18 protein-coding genes, 1 tRNA gene and 1 pseudogene are annotated in these 20,790 nt (G+C 70.7%); 12 read left to right on the plus strand and 8 right to left on the minus strand.

Features of this window, described 5'->3' with window-relative positions; genetic code table 11:
* Window positions 1–10: 10 nt before the first annotated feature.
* Window positions 11–511 (plus strand): YwqJ-related putative deaminase, encoded by a 501-nt coding sequence (locus tag ACIP8W_RS15750; RefSeq protein ID WP_402148249.1) that lies wholly within the window; start codon window positions 11–13, stop codon window positions 509–511.
* Window positions 512–513: 2 nt separating this feature from the next.
* Window positions 514–1,005, plus strand: coding sequence for an SUKH-3 domain-containing protein (locus ACIP8W_RS15755; protein ID WP_401957666.1), 492 nt, complete (start codon window positions 514–516; stop codon window positions 1,003–1,005).
* Window positions 1,006–1,095: 90 nt separating this feature from the next.
* On the opposite strand, the gene ACIP8W_RS15760 is transcribed toward ACIP8W_RS15755, so the two are convergent.
* The gene (locus ACIP8W_RS15760) at window positions 1,096–2,439 is read right to left on the minus strand and encodes a sensor histidine kinase (RefSeq protein WP_402203350.1); all 1,344 of its coding nucleotides are present in this window, start codon (window positions 2,437–2,439) and stop codon (window positions 1,096–1,098) included.
* A gap of 164 nt (window positions 2,440–2,603) precedes the next feature.
* Here ACIP8W_RS15760 and ACIP8W_RS15765 point away from each other — a divergent pair, with 164 nt between their 5' ends.
* From ACIP8W_RS15765 to pth, 6 genes are all read left to right on the plus strand, one after another.
* Window positions 2,604–3,503 (plus strand): hypothetical protein, encoded by a 900-nt coding sequence (locus tag ACIP8W_RS15765; RefSeq protein WP_402203352.1) that lies wholly within the window; start codon window positions 2,604–2,606, stop codon window positions 3,501–3,503.
* Window positions 3,489–3,560: transfer RNA gene (locus tag ACIP8W_RS15770), tRNA-Gln, on the plus strand. The genes ACIP8W_RS15765 and ACIP8W_RS15770 overlap by 15 nt, the downstream gene beginning before the upstream one ends.
* Before the next feature lie 111 nt (window positions 3,561–3,671).
* Window positions 3,672–5,120 (plus strand): bifunctional UDP-N-acetylglucosamine diphosphorylase/glucosamine-1-phosphate N-acetyltransferase GlmU, encoded by a 1,449-nt coding sequence (gene glmU / locus ACIP8W_RS15775; RefSeq protein WP_402148254.1) that lies wholly within the window; start codon window positions 3,672–3,674, stop codon window positions 5,118–5,120.
* Window positions 5,121–5,247: 127 nt separating this feature from the next.
* On the plus strand, window positions 5,248–6,225 hold the full coding sequence (locus ACIP8W_RS15780; protein WP_401957655.1) for a ribose-phosphate diphosphokinase: 978 nt from the start codon (window positions 5,248–5,250) through the stop codon (window positions 6,223–6,225).
* A 291-nt stretch (window positions 6,226–6,516) separates the two neighbouring features.
* Window positions 6,517–7,101: a 50S ribosomal protein L25/general stress protein Ctc gene (locus ACIP8W_RS15785; protein ID WP_401957653.1), complete on the plus strand. Its 585-nt coding sequence runs from the start codon at window positions 6,517–6,519 to the stop codon at window positions 7,099–7,101.
* Window positions 7,102–7,248: 147 nt separating this feature from the next.
* A complete protein-coding gene (pth, locus tag ACIP8W_RS15790; protein ID WP_401957650.1) occupies window positions 7,249–7,845 on the plus strand; it encodes an aminoacyl-tRNA hydrolase in 597 nt (198 codons plus the stop codon).
* Between the two features lie 109 nt (window positions 7,846–7,954).
* On the opposite strand, the gene ppc is transcribed toward pth, so the two are convergent.
* Window positions 7,955–10,684, minus strand: coding sequence for a phosphoenolpyruvate carboxylase (ppc, locus tag ACIP8W_RS15795; protein WP_401957648.1), 2,730 nt, complete (start codon window positions 10,682–10,684; stop codon window positions 7,955–7,957).
* 213 nt (window positions 10,685–10,897) lie between these two features.
* Here ppc and ACIP8W_RS15800 point away from each other — a divergent pair, with 213 nt between their 5' ends.
* From ACIP8W_RS15800 to ACIP8W_RS15810, 3 genes and pseudogenes are all read left to right on the plus strand, one after another.
* Window positions 10,898–11,887 (plus strand): acyl-CoA desaturase, encoded by a 990-nt coding sequence (locus ACIP8W_RS15800; protein WP_401957647.1) that lies wholly within the window; start codon window positions 10,898–10,900, stop codon window positions 11,885–11,887.
* Window positions 11,884–12,591 (plus strand): TetR/AcrR family transcriptional regulator, encoded by a 708-nt coding sequence (locus ACIP8W_RS15805; RefSeq protein WP_401957645.1) that lies wholly within the window; start codon window positions 11,884–11,886, stop codon window positions 12,589–12,591. The genes ACIP8W_RS15800 and ACIP8W_RS15805 overlap by 4 nt, the downstream gene beginning before the upstream one ends.
* 100 nt (window positions 12,592–12,691) lie before the next feature.
* A pseudogene (locus ACIP8W_RS15810) lies at window positions 12,692–13,347 on the plus strand (Uma2 family endonuclease); the annotation flags it as partial.
* Between the two features lie 153 nt (window positions 13,348–13,500).
* Here the strand turns inward: ACIP8W_RS15810 and ACIP8W_RS15815 are convergent.
* Complete coding sequence (locus ACIP8W_RS15815; protein WP_402203355.1) at window positions 13,501–14,346, minus strand: trans-aconitate 2-methyltransferase; 846 nt, start codon at window positions 14,344–14,346, stop codon at window positions 13,501–13,503.
* A 114-nt stretch (window positions 14,347–14,460) separates the two neighbouring features.
* Here ACIP8W_RS15815 and ACIP8W_RS15820 point away from each other — a divergent pair, with 114 nt between their 5' ends.
* Window positions 14,461–14,958, plus strand: coding sequence for a MarR family winged helix-turn-helix transcriptional regulator (locus ACIP8W_RS15820; RefSeq protein ID WP_401957640.1), 498 nt, complete (start codon window positions 14,461–14,463; stop codon window positions 14,956–14,958).
* Here ACIP8W_RS15820 and ACIP8W_RS15825 read toward each other — a convergent pair whose 3' ends face one another.
* The 5 genes from ACIP8W_RS15825 to ACIP8W_RS15845 all read right to left on the minus strand — a co-directional run bounded on the left by ACIP8W_RS15825 (window position 14,959) and on the right by ACIP8W_RS15845 (window position 20,570).
* Window positions 14,959–15,744 (minus strand): LuxR C-terminal-related transcriptional regulator, encoded by a 786-nt coding sequence (locus tag ACIP8W_RS15825; RefSeq protein ID WP_401957638.1) that lies wholly within the window; start codon window positions 15,742–15,744, stop codon window positions 14,959–14,961.
* A gap of 412 nt (window positions 15,745–16,156) precedes the next feature.
* A complete protein-coding gene (galK, locus tag ACIP8W_RS15830) occupies window positions 16,157–17,284 on the minus strand; it encodes a galactokinase (RefSeq protein WP_401957687.1) in 1,128 nt (375 codons plus the stop codon).
* A gap of 95 nt (window positions 17,285–17,379) precedes the next feature.
* Window positions 17,380–18,462, minus strand: a complete 1,083-nt coding sequence (gene galE / locus ACIP8W_RS15835; RefSeq protein ID WP_402203357.1) for a UDP-glucose 4-epimerase GalE — start codon at window positions 18,460–18,462, stop codon at window positions 17,380–17,382.
* On the minus strand, window positions 18,459–19,502 hold the full coding sequence (gene galT, locus ACIP8W_RS15840; protein ID WP_401957635.1) for a galactose-1-phosphate uridylyltransferase: 1,044 nt from the start codon (window positions 19,500–19,502) through the stop codon (window positions 18,459–18,461). Before galT ends, galE begins: the two co-directional genes overlap by 4 nt.
* A gap of 339 nt (window positions 19,503–19,841) precedes the next feature.
* Complete coding sequence (locus ACIP8W_RS15845; protein ID WP_402148271.1) at window positions 19,842–20,570, minus strand: LuxR C-terminal-related transcriptional regulator; 729 nt, start codon at window positions 20,568–20,570, stop codon at window positions 19,842–19,844.
* Between the last annotated feature and the right edge of the window lie 220 nt (window positions 20,571–20,790).

Below are 20,790 nucleotides of genomic sequence, written 5' to 3' on the forward strand. Positions count from 1 at the left end.
ACAGCACCGAATGCACACCGCTCAGACCAACACATCCGGCGACCCGCGTCTCAGCTGGAGCAGCACCGAGACCACCGGCCCGCCGGTCCTCGTCAGCCGCCGGGACGGCATCCTGCCCGCCGTCGCGGCCGCGCTCTCCGTCCGCGGCCAGACACTGACCTGCGTCGCGGGCAAGGGCGACCAGCCCCCCGCGCTCCACGACCTCGTACAGGACTTCCTCTCCACCCTCACCAGCGGCCAGCGGGAACGATTCACCGGCCGCTGCCCGGAAGCCATCCTGCTCTCCCGCCATCTCGCCGCCGCCGAGGAGGCGAGATCCAAACGCGCCAGACGCAAACCCCTCACCCACGGCGAGGCCAAACGCGCCCTCAAACACGCCAAACTGACCGCCCGCCGGATCCGCGAGGACGGCGACCCCCTGCACGGCAGCTACGCACCGCCCTGCCGGTCCTGTACGGCGCTGCTCGCCCACTTCGGCGTACGGCCCGTCGACCTCACCGAGAACGGCTGAACATGCCCGACCTCAGCACCACCCGTTTCCCCGTCCCCGTCGACGCCGCGCTGCGTGACGCCGGCTGGCGACCAGGACGGTGGGACATACACCGGGCCGAGGAGTGGGCCGACACCCTGCGCGCGCACATCACCCCCGCGGGCCACCGGCTGACGGTCCTCCCCGCCGCCGTCGAAGCCTGGGCCGAATTCGGCGGCCTGCGCATCACCGCGCCCGGCCCCGGCCGGCAGATAGCCCCGGCCACCCTGCGCATCGACCCGACCGCCGGCATCCACCTCGCCCGTACCCTCGCGGACCTCGGCAGGTCGCTGGAGACGGAGCTGTGCCCGCTCGGCGAAGAGGGCGACGCACAGGCGGTCCTCGCGATCGACACCGACGGCCGGGTCTTCAGCATCGACCACACCGGCGACTGGTATCTGGGCCCGAACATCGACCGGGCACTGGGCACGCTGATCACCGGACTGGAACCGGTACGGCTGACCCCGTCGTCCTGACGCCGGCCTTCCGGGACTTCGGCTTTCCGGGACTTCGGCCTTCCGGGACTTCGGCCTTCCGGGGACGGACCGGCCCGGCCCCGGAGCCGGTCAGGCAGCGGCGCCACGGTCCGGCAGCACCGCCGACACCCGGAAACCCCCCGCGTCCGTCTCCCCCGAGACGAACACCCCACCGAGCGCGGTAACCCGCTCCCGCATCCCCACCAGCCCGTTACCGCCGCTCGGCAGCCCCGCGTCCTGCGCCCCGCCGTCCGAAGGACCGTTCTCCACCTGCATGGCCACCTCCGCCTCGCGATGCGCGAGGCGGACCACCACCTTCGCCCCCGCCGCATGCTTCAGTACGTTGGTCAGCGCCTCCTGGACCACCCGGTAGGCGGTCTGCTCCACCACCCGCGGATACGCGCGCGACTCCCCCAGGACCGACAGCTCCACCACCATCCCGGTCTCCCGCGACTGGCCGACCAGCGCCTCGATATCGGCCATCCCCGGACCCTCCCCGGCAGCCGCGGCGGCAGCCGCGGCCGACGCCGCCGCCAGCCCGACCGCCGCGAGCGGCACCGCCTCGACGGCCCCCCCGGCCCGCCCCGCCTGCCGCGCCGCCACCGACTCCCCCGACCGCAACACGCCCAGCATCTCGCGCAACTCCGTCAGCGCCTGCCGGCCCATGTCACCGACCAGCGCGGCGTTCTTCACCGCCTTCGGCGGGTCCTTCAACGCGACCGCCTGGAGCGCCGCCGCGTGCACCACCATCAGCGACACCCGGTGCGCCACGACATCGTGCATCTCCCGGGCGATCCGGGTCCGCTCCTCCGTACGCGCCCACTCCGCCCGCTGCTCCGCGCGGTCGGCCAACAACGACAGCTCCTGCTCCAGGCTGTCGGCGCGCTCGCGCAGGCTCTCCATCAGCCGCCGCCGCGCCCCGACGTACATCCCGAGCAGCACCGGCGGCGCGGTCAGCCCGGCCGCCATCACGACCGAAACCATCGGGACGTACCACTGGTGGACGTCCACCCCGGTGTCCGCCACGTTCTGCCGGGTCCGTACGAAGGTCACGATGAACGTCCCGACCAGCGACATCCCGGCCAGCGAGCCTATGACCCGGCGCGGCGCCTCCGAGGCGGCGAGCGTGTAGAGCCCGACCAGCGACATCAGATAGCCCATCTCGGCCGAGGTCACCGCGATCGACACCAGCACCACGGCGAACGGCCACCGCCGCCGTACCAGCAGCACCGACCCGGTCAGCAGCCCGAACACCACCCCCAGTGGTACCGGCACCCCCGCCGCCCGCGCGAACGAGATCCCCTCCAGCCCGCACTCCAGGGCCGACACGAACGCCAGCCCCCCGTCCAGCACCGCACTCCGCCGCCGCTCCCACCACCACGGACCACGGGCTCTCATGCCCGCCGTGTCCTGGTGCGCCCCCGTTGTGGTCATGGCTCCCAGACTACGGGCGCTCGCATCCCCATTTCCGACAACTGGGACACCCATCAGCACGAAACCCAGCCGGAAACGCCGGGAACGAACGCCAAACCCTCGAACTGGTGAATCGCCCGCACATTCGACCCGGAACCCGGCATTCCGGGGTGACGATCTCTCTCATGACCACACTTCACAGCAAATACACCGACTTCGAAGCCTTACGCGAACAAGCCATCACCCTGCGCCGCGAAGGCTTGAGCCGCCGCCGGATCCGCGACCGCCTCCACATCGACAACAACGACATCCTCAACCGCCTCCTCGAAGGCGAACCACCCCCCAAGTGGACGAAACGCCCGAACGCGAAGGACGACCTGCGGACGAAAGCCCGCGAGCTGCGCCTCAAGGGCCTCACCTACGACCAGATCCAGCTGGAGCTGGGCTGCTCGAAGAGTTCGATCTCCCGCTGGGTACGGGACCTCCCGAAGCCGGCGCGACGCGAACCGAAGGAGCAGGCCGAGCTGGCCGCCCGCAAGCGCTGGGACCACGAGCTGGCGGTACGGGACGAGGAGCGGCAGCGGACGAAGGCCGGGGCGGCGGCCGAGATCGGCACGATGTCGGAGAGAGAACTCTTCATGGCCGGTGTCACCCTGTACTGGGCCGAGGGCACCAAGGACAAGCCCTACGACCGGCGCGAGTCACTCCTGTTCATCAACAGCGACCCCAACGTGATCAAGCTCTACCTCCGCTGGCTGGAACTGCTGGAGGTCCCACGCGAACGGATGCACTTCCGGGTCAGCATCCACGAGTCGGCGGACGTACCCGAGGCCGAGCGGTTCTGGGCCGACCTGACAGGCGTCGACCTGGCGGACTTCAAGAAGGCGACGCTCAAGAAACACAACCCGAAGACCACCAGAAAGAACATCGGCGGGACATACAGAGGCTGCCTGATCGTCTATGTCACGAAGAGCGCCGATCTTTACCGTCGCGTAGAGGGGGCCTGGTACGGCATAGTGTTAGGTGCCAATTCGACACCTCAACGAAATGCCCGTTTTGGCCAATGCCGTTCCCCCGTGGTGTAATTGGCAGCACTGTGGCTTTTGGTGCCATCTGTCCGGGTTCAAGTCCTGGCGGGGGAGCTTTCGGTCTTGCGGGTCCCGACCTCACCGGTCGGGACCCGCACTCGTTTCCGCCTCGAAACCCCCCGGTATCCTGCGGATGTCCATCACCCGAAGCCGAAGGGCATTCCCGTGAGCGCCAACCGCCCGGCAGCCGTCGTCGTTCTCGCAGCGGGTGAAGGAACCCGCATGAAGTCGAGGACCCCCAAGGTTCTGCACGAGGTCTGCGGGCGTTCGCTCGTGGGGCACGTCGTGTCGGCCGCCCGTGAACTGGGTCCCGAGCAGCTCGTCGTGGTCGTCGGCCACGCCCGTGAGCAGGTCGAGGGCCACCTCTCCCGTATGTACGAAGGCGTCCGCACCGCCTATCAGGCCACCCAGCTCGGCACCGGGCACGCCGTGCGGACGGCGCTCCAGGAGCTGGGGAGCACGCCGCACGGGACTGTGGTCGTCGTCTGCGGCGACACGCCGCTGCTCTCCGGGGAGACGCTGAACGCGCTCGCCGGGACCCACGCCGCCGACGGCAACGCCGTGACCGTGCTCACGGCCGAGGTGCCGGACGCCACGGGATACGGGCGGATCGTGCGGGACGGCGCGAGCGGCGCGGTCACCGGGATCGTCGAGCACAAGGACGCCTCCGACGCGCAGCGGGCGATCCGGGAGATCAACTCCGGGGTGTTCGCGTTCGACGGGCAGCTGCTGGCGGACGCGCTGGGCAAGGTACGTACGGACAACAGCCAGGGCGAGGAGTACCTCACCGATGTGCTCGGCATCCTGCGTGCGTCCGGACACCGGGTCGGGGCGTCCGTCGCCGCCGATCACCGGGAGATCCTGGGCATCAACAACCGCGTACAGCTCGCGGAGGCACGGCGGCTGCTGAACCAGCGGCTGCTGGAGCGGGCGATGCTGGCCGGGGTGACGGTGGTGGATCCGGCGTCGGTGTTCGTCGATGTGACGGTGACGTTCGAGCAGGACGCGGTCGTGCATCCGGGGACGCAGCTGCTGGGCTCCACCCATCTGGCCGAGGGGGCCGAGGTCGGCCCGAACACGCGGCTGAAGGACACGGTGGTCGGCGTGGGCGCGCGGGTGGACAACACGGTGGCGGACGGCGCGGAGATCGGCGCGGGCGCCACGGTGGGCCCGTACGCCTATCTGCGGCCGGGGACGCGGCTGGGGGCGAAGACCAAGGCCGGTGCGTACGTCGAGATGAAGAACGCGACGATCGGCGAGGGGACGAAGGTCCCCCATCTGTCGTATGTCGGGGACGCGACGATCGGTGAGTACACCAACATCGGCGCGGCGAGTGTCTTCGTGAACTACGACGGTGAGCGCAAGCACCACACGACGATCGGGTCGCACTGCCGGACCGGGTCGGACAACATGTTTGTGGCGCCGGTCACGGTCGGGGACGGTGCCTACACCGCCGCCGGCTCGGTGATCACGAAGGACGTACCGGCCGGTTCGCTGGCCGTCGCCCGTGGCCAGCAAAGGAATATCGACGGTTGGGTGGCCAGGAAGCGTCCGGGGAGCGCCGCCGCGCAGGCGGCTTCGGCGGCCTCGGGAACGGGTGAGAACGAAAGCTGACCGGATGTGACCGGAAAGAGTCGCGCCCATCTCGGCGTACCGTGATATCTGCACATCTTTACGATTCGGCTGGCTCGCAGGGACGCGCGGGCTCAGCGGCCATCAACACGTCTGAGGAGACAGTGCTGTGACCGGGATCAAGACGACCGGCGAGAAGAAGCTGATGTTCTTCTCCGGCCGCGCCCACCCCGAGCTGGCCGAGGAGGTCGCGCAACAACTCGGGGTCGGGATTGTACCGACCAAGGCATTCGATTTCGCCAATGGTGAGATCTATGTGCGTTATCAGGAGTCGGCGCGCGGCGCGGACTGCTTCCTGATCCAGAGCCACACCGCTCCGATCAATAAGTGGATCATGGAGCAGCTGATCATGATCGATGCTCTGAAGCGGGCCTCGGCCCGGAGCATCACCGTGATCGTGCCGTTCTACGGCTATGCCCGTCAGGACAAGAAGCACCGCGGGCGCGAGCCCATCTCGGCGCGGCTGGTCGCGGATCTGATGAAGACCGCGGGCGCCGACCGGATCCTGACGGTGGATCTGCACACGGACCAGATCCAGGGCTTCTTCGACGGCCCGGTGGATCATCTCTTCGCGCTGCCGATCCTGGCCGACTATGTCGCCGGGAAGGTGGACCGGTCGAAGCTGACCGTCGTCTCCCCGGACGCGGGCCGGGTCAGGGTCGCCGACCGCTGGTGCGACCGGCTGGGCGCGCCGCTGGCGATCGTGCACAAGCGCCGGGACAAGGACGTCGCCAACCAGGTGACGGTCCACGAGGTCGTCGGTAATGTCGCGGGCCGGGTGTGTGTGCTGGTGGACGACATGATCGACACCGGTGGCACGATCTGTGCGGCGGCGGACGCCCTGTTCGCGCACGGCGCGGAGGATGTCATCGTGACGGCGACGCACGGGGTGCTGTCGGGTCCGGCGGGCGACCGGCTGAAGAACTCGAAGGTGAGCGAGTTCGTCTTCACGAATTCGCTGCCCGATCCGGGGAACCTCGACATAGACAAGATCACGGTGCTGTCGATCGCGCCGACGATCGCGCGGGCGGTCCGTGAGGTGTTCGAGGACGGTTCGGTGACGAGCCTCTTCGAGGAGGAGGCGTGACCCTTGGCCTTTCGGGGCCGAGGTGGATCTGCTGAGGTAGATCTGCCGAGGTGGATCTGCCGAGGTGGATCTGCTGAGGTAGATCTGCTGAGGTGGATCTGCTGAGGTAGATCTGCTGAGGTAGATCGATTTCTGGGGCGGCCTCCCCGCCGGGTAGACTCACTGAGTTGCTCGGCGAGGGAGGCCGCACTCATGTGCGGTTCGTCCGTTATCGACGCGCTCTTCGTAGCAGGCCCTTGGTGGCCGGGTGACCCGTGTTTTTCCGACTCACCTTCTACGAGGAGTGCCACCATGGCCGAGGTCAAGATCAGCGCCGACATCCGCAGCGAGTTCGGCAAGGGCGCCGCCCGTCGTACCCGTCGCGCCAACAAGGTTCCCGCGGTCATCTACGGCCACGGCGCCGACACCGTCCACGTGACGCTTCCGGGCCACGCCCTGATGATGGCGCTCAAGACCGCGAACGCGCTGATCGCCCTGGACATCGAGGGCCGCACCGAGCTGGTCATCCCGAAGGCCGTCCAGCGCAACGCGCTCAAGGGCGACATCGAGCACGTCGACCTCCTCGCGGTGAAGCGCGGCGAGAAGGTCACGGTCGAGGTCGCGGTGCACACCGAGGGCGAGCTGGCCCCGGGCGCCAACCTGCTGGAGAACGTCCTCAACACCCTGACCGTCGAGGCCGAGGCCACGCACATCCCGGACTCCGTCACGGTCTCCGTCGCGGGCCTGGACGCCGGTGCGTCGATCCTGGCGAAGGATGTCCCGCTGCCCGCCGGCACGACGCTGGTGACCGACGAGGACGCGGTCGTCATCCAGGTCCTGGCCGCCCAGGCCGAGGAGCCGGCCGCCGACGCCGACGCCGCGGGTGCCGAGGCCTGAGCCTCGCTTCCGTAGCGTGACCGCTCTGTAGCGTGTACGGGGTGGCGGGGCCGGATCCGGCCCCGCCACCCCGTACGTGTGTGCGCGTACGTGTGTACGTAACGTATGTGTACGTTCCTGGTACGACGACGAGGAGACCGATCCCCCATGACCACGGACCCCAACGCCCCCTGGCTGATCGTGGGGCTGGGCAATCCCGGGCCGGGGTACGCGGCCAACCGGCACAATGTCGGGTTCATGGTGGCCGATCTGCTGGCGGAGCGTATCGGCGGTTCGTACCGGCGGGCACCGAAGGCGCAGGCCCAGGTGATCGAGGGGCGGCTCGGGGCGCCGGGTCCGGCCGGCCGACGGGTGGTGCTGGCCAGGCCCACCTCGTACATGAACCTCTCCGGCGGTCCGGTCGTCGGGCTGCGGGACTTCTACAAGGTGGAGACGGCGAACATCGTCGCGATCCATGACGAGCTGGACATCGATTACGGCACGCTGCGGCTGAAGCTCGGCGGCGGGGACAACGGCCACAACGGTCTGAAGTCGATGACGAAGGCGATGGGCCCGGACTACCATCGGGTGCGGTTCGGGATCGGGCGGCCGCCGGGGCGCATGCAGGTGGCCGACTTCGTGCTGAAGGACTTCTCGTCCGTGGAGCGCAAGGAGCTGGCGTATCTCGTCGACCGCGCGGCGGACGCGGTGGAGGCGCTGGTGACCGAGGGTCTGGAGCGGGCGCAGAGCTCGTACAACTCGTAGGTGTACACATCCACGCGTACGCCCCGGTGTACGGGGGCGGCCCGGGGCCTGGTCCTCGGCGAATGCCGGCGAATTCCAGGGGCCCGGGCCGTTTCCGTACCGCTCGTGCTCAGCCGGTGTTGCGCAGTCCGGCCGCGACTCCGTTCACGGTGAGCAGCAGGGCCCGTGCGAGCAGCGGGTCGGGCGTCTCCTCGCGGGTGGCCGCCGCGCGCTGGCGGGCCAGCAGGGAGACCTGGAGGTAGGAGATCGGGTCCAGGTAGGCGTCCCGTACGGCGAAGGTCTGCTGGAGCGCCGGGTGGGAGTCGAGGAGCTTCGCGCCGCCGGTGATGCGCAGGACTTCCTGGACGGTGAGGGCGTGTTCGGCCTCGATGGCGGTGAAGACGTGCTTCAGGTGGTCGGGGACGAGGGTGTCGACGTAGTGGCGGGCGATGCGCAGGTCGGTCTTGGCCAGGGTCATCTCGACGTTGGAGATGAAGTTCTGGAAGAAGTGCCAGCGCTCGTACATCTCGTCGAGCGCCGTGTCGGGTCCGGCCTCGCGCAGCGCCTTGAGACCCGAGCCGACGCCGAACCAGCCGGGCACGATCTGCCGTGACTGGGTCCAGCCGAAGACCCACGGGATGGCGCGCAGGCCGTCGAGGCCGGCTCCCGAGTCGGGGCGGCGGGAGGGCCGGGAGCCGAGGTGGAGGTCGGCGAGCTGGTCGACGGGGGTGGAGGCGAAGAAGTACGCCGGGAGGTCCGGGTCCTCGACCAGGGCGCGGTACGCGGCGTGGGCGGCGTCCGAGACGGTGTCCATCGCGGAGTCCCAGCGGGCGAGGGCCTCGTCGGGCTGGCGCGGGGAGGTGTGCAGGGCGGACGCCTGGAGGGTGGCGGCGACCGTCAGCTCCAGGTTCTCCCTGGCCAGGGAGGGGATCAGGTACTTGTCGGAGATGACCTCGCCCTGTTCTGTGACCTTGATCTCCCCTTCGAGGGTGCCCCAGGGCTGGGCGAGGATCGCGGTGTGCGAGGGGCCGCCGCCGCGGCCGACGGTGCCGCCGCGGCCGTGGAAGAGGCGCAGCCGTACGCCGTGGCGGTGGGCGACGTCGCGCAGTCGGCGCTGGGCGCGGTGGATCTCCCACTGGGAGGTGGTGATGCCGCCGAACTTGGACGAGTCGGAGTAGCCGAGCATGACCTCCTGGACGTCGCCGCGCAGGGAGACGAGCAGCCGGTAGGAGGGGTCGGCGAGCATGTCGTCGAGGATGACGTCGGCGGCGCGCAGCTCGTCGGTGGTCTCCAGCAGCGGCACGATGCCGATCTTGGCCCAGCCGCCGTGCAGGTCGAGGAGCCCGGCCTCGCGGGCGAGGACGGCGGCGGCGAAGACGTCGTCGGCGCCCTGGCACATCGAGATGATGTACGACTCGATGACCTCGGGGCCGAAGCGCTCGAATGCCTGGCGCACGGTGTGGAAGACGCCGAGGGTCTTCTCGCCCGCCGCGTCGAGCGGGGCGGGGGTGGGGGCGAGGGGGCGGCGGGAGCGCAGCTCCTTGGCGAGGAGCTTCTGCCGGTACTCGCGCGGCATGTCGCTGTAGCGCCAGGATTCCTCGCCGAGCCGGTCGAAGAGCTGCCCGAGCGCGTGGTGGTGGGCGTCGGCGTGTTCCCGTACGTCCATGGTGGCGAGCTGGAGGCCGAAGGCGGCGAGCGTACGGATCGTACGGTCCATGCGGCCGTCGGCGAAGAGGCCGCCGCGGTGTTCGCGCAGGGAGGTCTGGATGAGGGTGAGGTCGGCGAGCAGCTCGGCGGTGCCGAGGTAGTCGCGGCCGTCCTCGTGCGGGGTGTTCCTGGCGAGGCGCTCGCGGGTGTTGACGAGCTTCTGGCGGATGCAGGTGGCCTTGAGGCGGTACGGCTCTTCCGCGTTGAGGCGCTTGTAGCGGGGGCTGATCTCCGGGAGCCGCTCTATGTCGGCGCGCAGGGAGTCGAGGAGCTCCTCGGTGGCGCCGGTGTAGCGGATGGAGTTGGAGAGCTGGCCGCGCAGCTGGTCGACGAGTTCGAGGGCATCGGTGATGCCGTGCTCGTGCTGGAGGATCAGGACCTGGCTGGTGACGTCGGGGGTGACGTTCGGGTTGCCGTCGCGGTCGCCGCCGATCCAGGTGCCGAAGGTGAGGGGGCGGGTGCCGGCGGGCAGCTCGACGCCGACGCGGTCGAGTTCGGCGACGAGGTCCTCCAGGACGTCGCCGACGGCACCGATGTGGAGTTCGTCGAGGTAGTAGATGGCGTTGCGGGCCTCGTCGGCGGGCTCGGGCCGGACGACGCGCAGTTCGTCGGTCTGCCAGATCAGGTCGATGGACTCGGCGAGGCGGAGATCGTGGCGGCGCCGGTCGGAGGCGATGACGGGGGCTTCGAGGAGTTCCGCGATGCGGCGGAGCTTGTTGAGGACGGAGCGGCGGGCGGCTTCGGTGGGGTGCGCGGTGAAGACGGGCCGTACGTTCAGGTTCTTCACGGTCTCGCGCAGGTGCTCGGGGTCGGCGTCCTTGAGCCGGTCGGCGGTACGGGCGAGGAGCCCGCCCTCGGCGGCGCGCCGGTCCCGCATTTCCCGGCCCCGGTGCACCTGTTCGGTGACGTTGGCCAGGTGGAAGTAGGTGGAGAAGGCGCGCACCAGCTTGGCCGCGGTCTCCAGGTCCGTGTCGCCGAGCAGCTCGGCGGCGGCTTCGCCGTTCTCGCGCGTCAGCGCGCGGACCCGCTCGACGAGCTCAAGGAGCTCCGGGCCTTCCTGGCGTACGAGTGTTTCGCCCAGGAGATCACCAAGACGGCGGATATCTGAGCGCAGCTCCGCGCTGGCGGATGGGGTCTGGTCGGCACTGCTCACAGGTGCGGCTCCTTGCAGTGTTTGAGCACGTCTGGAGGGTTCTGGAGACTTCGCGGACCGCGCTGTCCGAGGGCATAAGGATAGGTCGCCTTCGCCCGACGTTATCCACAGGCCTCTTGCTGCGGCGTTCGGCGCTGCCATACTTACGACGGCGTAGGTTACGCACCCGTATCAGGGCTTCTGCCCTTTTCCTCACCCGCAGAGGACTCTTCCATGACCACACCTCCTGATGTGCTCGACGACTCCCACGGCCCGTCACAGGGAGCATCCACCTCTCCACCCTCCGCGACGATCGGCGGGGAGAAGAAGGGCTCGGTCGAGCAGTTCGCGCTGCTGCTGTTCATCGTCGTGCCGTTCGCGGCCCTGCTGGCGGCGGTGCCGCTGGCCTGGTCGTGGGGCGGCGTGAGCTGGCTCGATCTGGGGCTGATGGTGGCGATGTACTACATCGGCTGCCATGGCGTCACGATCGGGTACCACCGGTATTTCACCCATGGCGCGTTCAAGGCGAAACGTCCGCTGCGGATCGTGCTGGCCGTGGCGGGCTCGCTCGCCGTGGAGGGTCCGCTGGTGCGCTGGGTGGCGGACCACCGTAAGCACCACAAGTTCTCGGACGCGGAGGGCGACCCGCACTCGCCGTGGCGGTTCGGGGAGACGCTGCCGGCGCTGCTGAAGGGGTTGTGGTGGGCGCATATCGGCTGGCTGTTCGATGAGGAGCAGACCTCGCAGCAGAAGTACGCGCCGGACCTGATCAAGGATCCGGCGCTGCGGGCGGTGTCCCGTCAGTTCATGATGTGGACGCTGGTCTCGCTGTTGATCCCGCCGCTGGTCGGCGGGTTGGTGACGATGTCGTGGTGGGGGGCGTTCACGGCGTTCTTCTGGGGGTCTCTGGTGCGGGTGGCGCTGCTGCACCATGTGACCTGGTCGATCAACTCCATCTGCCACGCGGTGGGCAGGCGCCCGTTCAAGTCCCGGGACCGGTCGGGGAACGTGTGGTGGCTGGCGGTCCTGTCCTGCGGAGAGTCCTGGCACAACCTCCACCACGCGGACCCGACGAGCGCCCGGCACGGGGTGCTGAGGGGGCAGCTGGACTCCAGCGCGCGGCTGATCCGCTGGTTCGAGCTGGTGGGCTGGGCGTCGGACGTGCGCTGGCCCGATGCCGCGCGTATCGACTCCCGACGCAAGAGCGCACCCGTCAAGGCATGATGGGCACCGTGGCGATAGACGGCAGTACCAGCAGTACGGACGGCAGGAGCAGCGCCGAGAAGCCCCGGACCCCGGGGGCCCGCCGGGTTCGCCGGGTCCGGATGACCGGCGCGGAGCGGCGCGAACAGCTGCTGGACATCGGCCGCACCCTGTTCGCGGAGAAGGGGTTCGAGGCCACCTCGGTCGAGGAGATCGCGGCGAAGGCGGGGGTGTCCAAGCCGGTCGTCTACGAACACTTCGGCGGCAAGGAGGGGCTGTACGCGGTCGTGGTGGACCGCGAGATGCGCCAGCTCCTCGACATGGTCACGAGCGCGCTGACCGCGGGCCATCCGCGCGAACTGCTGGAGCAGGCGGCGTTCGCGCTCCTGGACTACATCGAGACGTACACCGACGGCTTCCGCATCCTGGTCCGCGATTCGCCGGTCGCCCAGTCGACCGGCACCTTCGCCTCGCTCATCAGCGATATCGCCACCCAGGTCGAGGACATCCTCGGCATGGAGTTCAAGGCCCGCGGCTTCGACCCGAAGCTGGCGCCGCTCTACGCGCAGGCCCTGGTGGGCATGGTCGCCCTCACCGGCCAGTGGTGGGTCGACGCCCGCCGCCCGAAGAAGGCAGAGGTGGCGGCCCACCTGGTGAACCTGGCCTGGCACGGCCTGGAGGGCCTGGAGCCGAAGCCGCGGCTGGTGGGGCGGCGCAAGGTCTGAGCGGTCGCCCGTTGGGGTGACGTCACGTGATCGGGCCGCGCGGTCCGGGGTCCGGCGTCCGGGGTCCGGGGTCCGGGGTCCGGGGTCGACCATTCCGTCCATGACGGAACCCCTCGCGCACCCCCCGAAGCCCGTCCCGGCCGAGGCCACACCCCGGTGGCCCCGGCCGCCGGTCCATGACTGGACCGTGGACGACCTGTTCACGCTGCCGGAGCTGCCACCGCATACGGAGCTGATCGACGGAAGCCTCGTTTTCGCGAGCCCGCAGAGCCTCTTCCACAGCCGTACGACGGACCTGCTGACGGCGGGCCTGCGCGCTGCCGTGCCCTCGGGGCTCGGGGTCGGCCGTCGGATGACGGTGGTCCTGGACCCCCGCAACGGGCCCGAGCCCGATGTCTCCGTCGTCCATGCCGACGCGTGCACCGGGCTTGAGCAGAACAGCCAGCGGGCCGTGCCGACACGTGCACCGGGCTTGAGCAGGACAGCCAGCGGGCCGCCGATCTCGTACTCGCCGTCGAGGTGGTCTCGCCCGCCTCCGCATCGTGCGACCACGGCACCAAGCCACGCGCGTACGCCGCGGCCGGGATCCCGAACTTCCGGCTCGTCGAGATGGCCGGGGCCGACACGCATCCTGTCGTACAGGTCTACGAACTCGACCCGCTGTCCAGGTCCTACGCCCTGACCGGGATCCACCACGACCGTCTCAAGACCGGTGTTCCGTTCACCATCGACATGGACATCACGCTCGACGCGCTGACCAGCCGCGGAAAGGCGGCGGGCCGACGCTTGCGACGAGGGGCGGCGGCTTGGGGCTCTCCGTCATGCCGAGGATGTCCGCGCAGTACGCGCGCAGGGCGTCCCCGGAGCCCGGTGGAGCCGCCGGCAGGACAGGGTCGACGGCCGTGAGCATCAGGCGGCCCCGCGCGCCCGGGTGCCGTTCGTGGGTTTGTGGGCCACCGCGAAGACGCGGCGGAAGGGGAAGACCGTGCCGTGCGGGCTCAGGGGGTAGGCCGCGTGGAGCAGGGCGCGGTATTCGGTGGTGAAGGCGTCCGCCGCCCGGGGGTCGTCGGCGAGGGCGGTGAGGACGGGACGCAGGGCGGTGCCCTTGACCCAGTCGAGTACGGGGTCGGCTCCGGTGAGGAGTTGCAGGTAGGTGGTCTCCCAGACGTCGGCCGCGCAGCCCAGAGCGGTGAGGCGGGCCAGGTAGTCGGCGGGGGCGAGGACGCCCGCGCGGTGGGCCGGGCGGGCCAGGCGGGCGCGCCAGCGCGGGGTGGCGCAGAGGTCCGCGAGCAGGGTGTGGCTGGGGGCGGTGAAGTTGCCGGGGACCTGGAAGGCGAACGTACCGCCGGGGGCCAGCGCCTCGATCCAGCCGGCGAAGGAGTCCGCGTGGTCCGGCACCCACTGGAGCGCCGCGTTGGAGACGATCAGGCCGTACGGTTCGGCCGGGTCCGGTGTCCAGTGCGCCGCGTCGGCGGGCAGGAAGTCCAGGCTGCCACCGCCCGGGGTGGGGCCGGCGTACTCGATACGGGCGCGCTCCAGCATCTCGGGCGAGTTGTCGAGGCCGGTGATCCGGGCGGCGGGCCAGCGGTCCGCGAGCAGCGCGGTCACATTACCGGGGCCGCAGCCCAGGTCGGCGATGCGGACCGCCGGGCCGCCGGGCGGTTCGGGGATCCGGGCGAGCAGGTCCAGGAACGGGCGGGTGCGGTGGCCCGCGTGTCTGAGGTACTGCGTCGGGTCCCAGACCGGGGTGGGCATGGCTGGTCCTTCCTGCGCAGGGCGCGACCGGTTTGTCCGGCCCTTCCAGCCTGCACCCCCGACTATCTTGACGTCAAGAGACTTCATGTCGAGGGACCCTCTACACTGATCAGCATGGAGGACGAGGTCGACCGGCTGGTCGGAGCATGGCGCCGCGAGCGCCCCGACCTCGACGTGGAACCACTGGAGGTGCTCAGCCGCGTGAGCAGGCTGGCCCGCCATCTCGATCGCGCGCGCCGGATCGCGTTCGCCGAGCACGGACTTGAGCCGTGGGAGTTCGACGTACTGACCTCGCTGCGGCGCGCGGGCGCCCCGTACCAGCTCTCGCCCGGACAGCTGCTGACCCAGACCCTGGTCACCTCCGGCACCATGACCAACCGGATCGACCGGCTGGCCAAGAAGGACCTCGTCGAGCGGCTGCCCGACCCCAACGACCGGCGCGGGGTGCTGGTCCGGCTCACCGCCGAGGGGCAGAACCGCGCGGATCAGGCACTCGCCGGACTGCTCGCCCAGGAGCGCGCGATCCTCGCCGAGCTGTCCCGGGCACAGCGCGGCGAACTGGCCGGACTGCTCCGCCGGTTGACCGCGCCGTTCGACAACGTACCCGGGTGATCAGCCCGCCGAGGTGATCGGCCGCGCCGTCAGGTCCACCGGGCCGACCCCCGCCCTGCGGGCCAGTGCCACGGCGGCCAGGGTGGAGTGCACGCCCAGCTTCCCCAGCACGTTCTGCATATGCGTGCGGACGGTGTGCGGCGAGAGGAAGAGGCGCTCCGCGACCGCCTTGCGCCCCAGCCCAGCCACCATGCAGCGGAGCACCTCGCGCTCGCGCGGTGTCAGCGACTCGACCAGCCGCTCGCTCTCCGTACGGTGCTTGCGCGCCGCCGTCAGCTCCCGCAGTACGCCCGTGAGCAGCGCGGGCGGCAGATGCGTCTCGTCGCGCAGGACGCCCCGGATGACGGCCAGCAGCCGTTGCAGCGAGCAGTCCTTGGCGACCCAGCCCGACGCCCCCGCCTGGAGCGCGAGCGCCGCGCGGCCCGGGTCGTCCTTCTCGGCGAGGACGATCGTACGGACGGACGGCTGGCCCGAACGTACCCCCGCCACCAGCGAGATACCGTCCACGAGCGCCGTGTCACCGCCGTCCGGCACGGCACGGGCGACCGCCATCTGTACCGGCCCGCCCGGCGCCGGCCCGGTGCCGAAGACCGCGCCCAGATCGGCGTCGACCAGCATCACATCGAATCTGCGCCCCTCCGACGCCGCCCGTTCCAGACAGCGCAGCGCGGCCGGGCCGCTGCCCGCCGCCGCGACGTCGACATCGGGCTCGGCGGCCAGCGCGGCCGCGAGCGACTCGGCGAAAATGCGGTGGTCGTCCACCACAAGAACCCTGATACGTACCAATGAACACCCCCTCAAGGCGGGAGCGGACAGGCACGGGCACAGCGCCCGGCGCGCGGGTGATATGTCAGTGGCACGGCCGCCGCCGTGTGTTCACTGATACCCCGCCCCGGGCGTCGTACCCGTTCGTCTCCACCCCTGATCAGCGACCGGCCCCCACCGGTGCTGTGCATCAGCGTACGGGCGCGGCCCCCGGGCGGAAGGAATTTCACGAACTCTTCCCGGAACTCGTTGGCCACGGTGTTTATGGTGTGCCAGATGTTTCGTATGGGGTCGGTTGGAGTCCAATTAAGGGCCGATTGAGGCTCGTTGAAAGCTGGTTGCTCAAAAAGAGAAAGAGAGCGGCCGGGGGTCAGGACCCGGCCGCTCCCGGTCTCGCTCCGGCCCGGGTCCGCTCCCGGCCCGGGTCCGCGTCTCACACCTCCCGGCGCGCCCCCTTCGAGGCGATGGCCGGGAAGACCCGCGGCGCGGTGTGGCCCGCCGCCGCGAACGCCTCCGTGACCGCCTTCGCGATCGTGTCCGCCGCGGACGCCTCGACCAGGACGATCGCCGAGCCGCCGAAGCCGCCGCCGGTCATCCGGGCGCCGAGCGCGCCCGCCGCCGTCGCCGTCGTGACGACGAGGTCCAGCTCGGGGCAGGAGACCTCGAAGTCGTCGCGGAGCGAGGCGTGGCCCTCGATCAGGAGCGGCCCGACGGCGCGGACGTCGCCCGCGTCGAGCAGCTCGATGACCCGCTCGACCCGGTGGTCCTCGGTGACGACATGGCGGACGTACCGCTGTACGGTCTCGCTCTCGCCCGCCGCCGCCAGCCGTTCGAGCGCGGCGGGCAGCTCCGCGTACGGGATGTCCCGCAGCGCGGGGACCCCGAGCGCCCGCGCGCCCGCCTCGCAGCCCTCGCGCCGCTCGGCGTACTCGCCGTCGCCGAGCGCGTGCTTGACGCGCGTGTCGACGACCAGCAGCCGGAGCCCGCGCTCCGCCAGGTCGAACGGCACCTGGCGCTGCGCGAGGTCGCGCGTGTCCAGGTACAGCGCGTGCCCGTCGATACAGCAGGCCGAGGCCATCTGGTCCATGACCCCGCAGGGGACGCCGACGAAGTCGTTCTCGGCGCGCTGGGCGAGGACCGCCAGCTCGGTGCGGGACAGGCCGAGTGCGTACAGGTCGTTCAGCGCGAGCGCGGTGACGACCTCCAGCGCGGCGGAGGAGGACAGCCCGGCGCCGGTGGGCACGGTCGACGCGAGGTGGATGTCCGCGCCGGTGACCGGGTGTCCGGCCGCGCGCAGTGCCCAGACGACGCCCGCCGGATAGGCGGCCCAGCCGGTGTCGCCGTGCGGGACGAGGTCGGCCAGGTCCAGTTGGAAGACGCCCTGCGCGATGTCGGCGGAGTGGACGCGCAGGACGCCGTCCGTACGGCGGGACACGGCGGCCAGCGCCCGGTGCGGCAGGGCGAGCGGCATGACGAAGCCGTCGTTGTAGTCGGTGTGCTCGCCGATCAGGTTGACCCGGCCGGGGGCCGCCCAGACGCCTTCCGGCTCGGCCCCGTACAGCTGCCGGAACTCGGCGACGACGGCGGCGAGGTCCTCGCCGGTCGTACGGTCCGTGACCGCGCCCGTGTCCGCTCCCGTGTCGGTACCGGTCTCGCTCACGCCTGGTTCTCCTCGTCGCGTACGGAGTTGGGTCCGGAGTCGCGTCCGGAGTCGCGTCCGGAGTCGCGTCCGGAGTCGCGTCCGGAGTCGCGTCCGGAGTCGCGTGCGAACGCCCACGCGTCCGCGACGATGCCCGCCAGATCGGCGCGGCTCGGGGTCCAGCCGAGGCGCTCGCGCGCCGCTTCGGCGGAGGCGACCAGGATGGCGGGGTCGCCGCCCCGGCGCGCGGCGACGGTCTCGGGCACCGGGTGCCCGGTGACCCGGCGGACGGTCTCGATGACCTCGCGGACCGAGAACCCGCTGCCGTTGCCGAGGTTGCAGATCAGATGCTCGCCGCCGGTCGCCGCGTCCAGCGCGCGCAGATGCGCGTCGGCGAGGTCGGCGACGTGGATGTAGTCGCGTACGCAGGTGCCGTCCGGGGTCGGGTAGTCCTCCCCGTACACGGAGATCGACTCGCGCGTGCCGAGCGCGACCTGGAGGACCAGCGGGATGAGGTGCGACTCGGGGCTGTGCCGCTCGCCGTAGGTGACGCCGGACGGGGAGGCGTACGCGCCCGCGACATTGAAGTAGCGCAGCGAGACGGCCGCGAGCCCGTGGGCCGCGCACTCACCGCTGATCATGTGGTCGACGGCGAGCTTGGTCGCGCCGTACGGGCTGGTGGGGGCCGTCGGGTCGGACTCCGTGAGCAGCGGGGAGACCGGCTCGCCGTAGGTCGCGGCGGTCGACGAGAAGACCAGCTTGCGTACGCCGGCGGAGCGCATCGCGGCGAGCAGCGCCATGGAGCCGCCGACGTTGTTGTCCCAGTACTTCTCGGGCTTGGCGACGGACTCGCCGACCTGCGAGGACGCGGCGAAGTGCAGGACCGCGTCGTACGAGGGGTCCAGCCATTTCCCGGCGTCCTGGATCCGGCCCTCGATGAACTCGGCGCCCGCCGGGACGGCCGCCCGGAACCCGGTGGAGAGGTCGTCGAGCACGGTCACCCGGTGCCCGGCCTCCAGCAGATGCGCGGCGACGACGCTGCCGACATATCCCGCACCGCCTGTGACCAGGTACGTGGATGACGACGTCTTGTTGCTCACTTGCTCGCTACCTCTCGCAGTCGCTGGGCCGCGGCCTCCGGCGGCACATCGTTGATGAACACGCTCATGCCGGATTCGGAACCCGCGAGGAACTTCAGCTTGCCGGACGTCCGTCGAATGGTGAAAAGCTCCAGGTGCAGGGCGAAGTCCTCACGGCCCTCCGCCCGGAACGGCGCCTGGTGCCAGGCGGCGATGTACGGGGTCAGCGGTTCGCCCTCGCCGAAGATCCGGTCGAAGCGCTTCAAGAGTTCCAGATACATCTGTGGGAACTCTGTGCGCGCCGCGCCGTCGAGCCCCCGCAGATCGGTCACCCGGCGCTTGGGGTAGAGGTGCACCTCGTACGGCCAGTGCGCGGCGTACGGCACGAACGCGACCCAGTGCTCGCCCTCCAGCACCACCCGGCCGCCCTCGGTGGTCTCCCGCTCCAGGATGTCGTCGAAGAGGTTGCGCCCGGTCGCCTCGCGGTGCTCGCGCGCGGAGCGGAGCATCAGCGCGGAGCGCGGGGTGACGAAGGGGTACGCGTAGATCTGGCCGTGCGGATGGCCGAGGGTCACGCCGATCTCGGCGCCCCGGTTCTCGAACGGGAAGACCTGCTCGACCTCCGGGAGCTGGGCGAGTTCGGCCGTACGGTCGGTCCACGCCTCCAGCACCAGCCCCGCCTGCTCCTCGCCGAGGTCGGCGAACGACGCGTTGTGGTCGGAGGTGAAGCAGACGACCTCGCACCGGCCCGCGTCCCCGGCCAGGGACGGGAAGCGGTTCTCGAAGACGGCGACGTCGTACTGGGAGTCCGGGATCTCGCTGAGCCGGCCGTCCTCGGACGGGCAGAGCGGGCACTCGTCGGCGGGCGGGTGGTACGTACGGCCCTGGCGGTGCGAGGCGATGGCGACGGAGTCGCCGAGCAGGACGTCGTGGCGGATCTCGGAGGTGGTCGAGATCGGGTCGAGCGGCCTGCGGTCGGGGGCGTCGCGCACGGCATCGTCCCGGGAGTCGTAATAGACGAGCGCGCGGCCGTCCGCGAGCTTCGTCACCGTCTTCTTCATCGGTTGCCTCCGGGCACCACGCGATCACACAGGACGTACCTACGATGGAACTACCGATGACCATACTGAACAGAACCCAACACAACAACCCACAAACCAACAGCATGATCATGCGTGGGGTGGGGTGGGGTGGGGTGCGGTGCGGTGCGGTGCGGGTGCGGGCGTGGATGCGCGTGTGGGCACGGGTGAGTACGCGTGTGGCGGTACGGAGCCGTGCGGGCGCCCGGGACCTCTCGGGCGCCCGGGGCCTCTCGGGCGCCCGGGATCGGCCCGGCGGTCGGTCCGTACGGGCGCCCGGCGTCGGCCCGGCGGTCGGTCCGCCCTCGGCCGCCGGACGGTCTACTGGGTCGCCGCGTCCGTCCCCGGCATCGGTCCCGCCCCCGACCCCGGCCCCGTCGGTCCTGTCAGCAGCGCCCGGTCCAGCAGGCCCGTCCGGGCCGCCAGGGCCGCCGCCTCCAGGCGGGAGCCCACGCCGAGCTTCATCAGCACCCGCTGGACATGCGTCCGCGCGGTGCTGGGCGCGATGCCCATGCCCGCCGCGATCACCCGGGTGTCCTCGCCCTCGGCGACCCTGACGAGCACCTCGATCTCGCGCGGGGTCAGCATCCGCAGCAGCCGCTGCCCCTCGTCGTCCGGCTGGGCCGCCGGGTTGAGCAGCTCGGTGAAGGCGCCCTGGAGCAGCTGGGGCGCCACCGCCGCCTCGCCCGCCCGCGCCTTGATCATGGCGCGCTCGACGCCCTCGATGCGCTCGTCGTGCCGTACGTAACCGGACGCGCCCGCGGCGAAGGCCGCCGCGATCCCGCGCGGGCTGGGCACCGGGCCGAGGACGACGACCGCGACCTGTGGGCGGTCCCGTTTGATCCGTACGATCGGATCGAAGGCGCCCGGCTCGGCGGGCGCCGAGGTGCCCAGCAGACACACCTCGGGCGCCCTGCTCACCACCAGTTCGGCGGCGCCCGCCGTGGGCGCGGCCGCCGCGAGCACCCGGTGCCCGCGCAGTTTCAGTGCCGAGGCGAGTGCCTCGGCGAGCAATCTGTGATCGTCGACCACCATGAGCCGAACGCCCATCGAGCAATCCCATCCCCGCTGGTGATTGGCCCCCCGGCCTCCTGCCCCGGCAAGCTACACGCTTGTTCGACATCGCGCGCCCCTTACCGGTCAGAAGCCCCTCGGATTGTCGAATTCCCGGCCATTCAGGACTACCGACGGCCGGTCACCGCTACAGCGAAGGGCCCCGGCCCATGGATCACTCCACGGGCCGGGGCCCTTCCCCACCGCTGAACTGCCT

It is taken from the genome of Streptomyces sp. NPDC088554 (assembly GCF_044752945.1).
Lineage (GTDB): Bacteria > Actinomycetota > Actinomycetes > Streptomycetales > Streptomycetaceae > Streptomyces.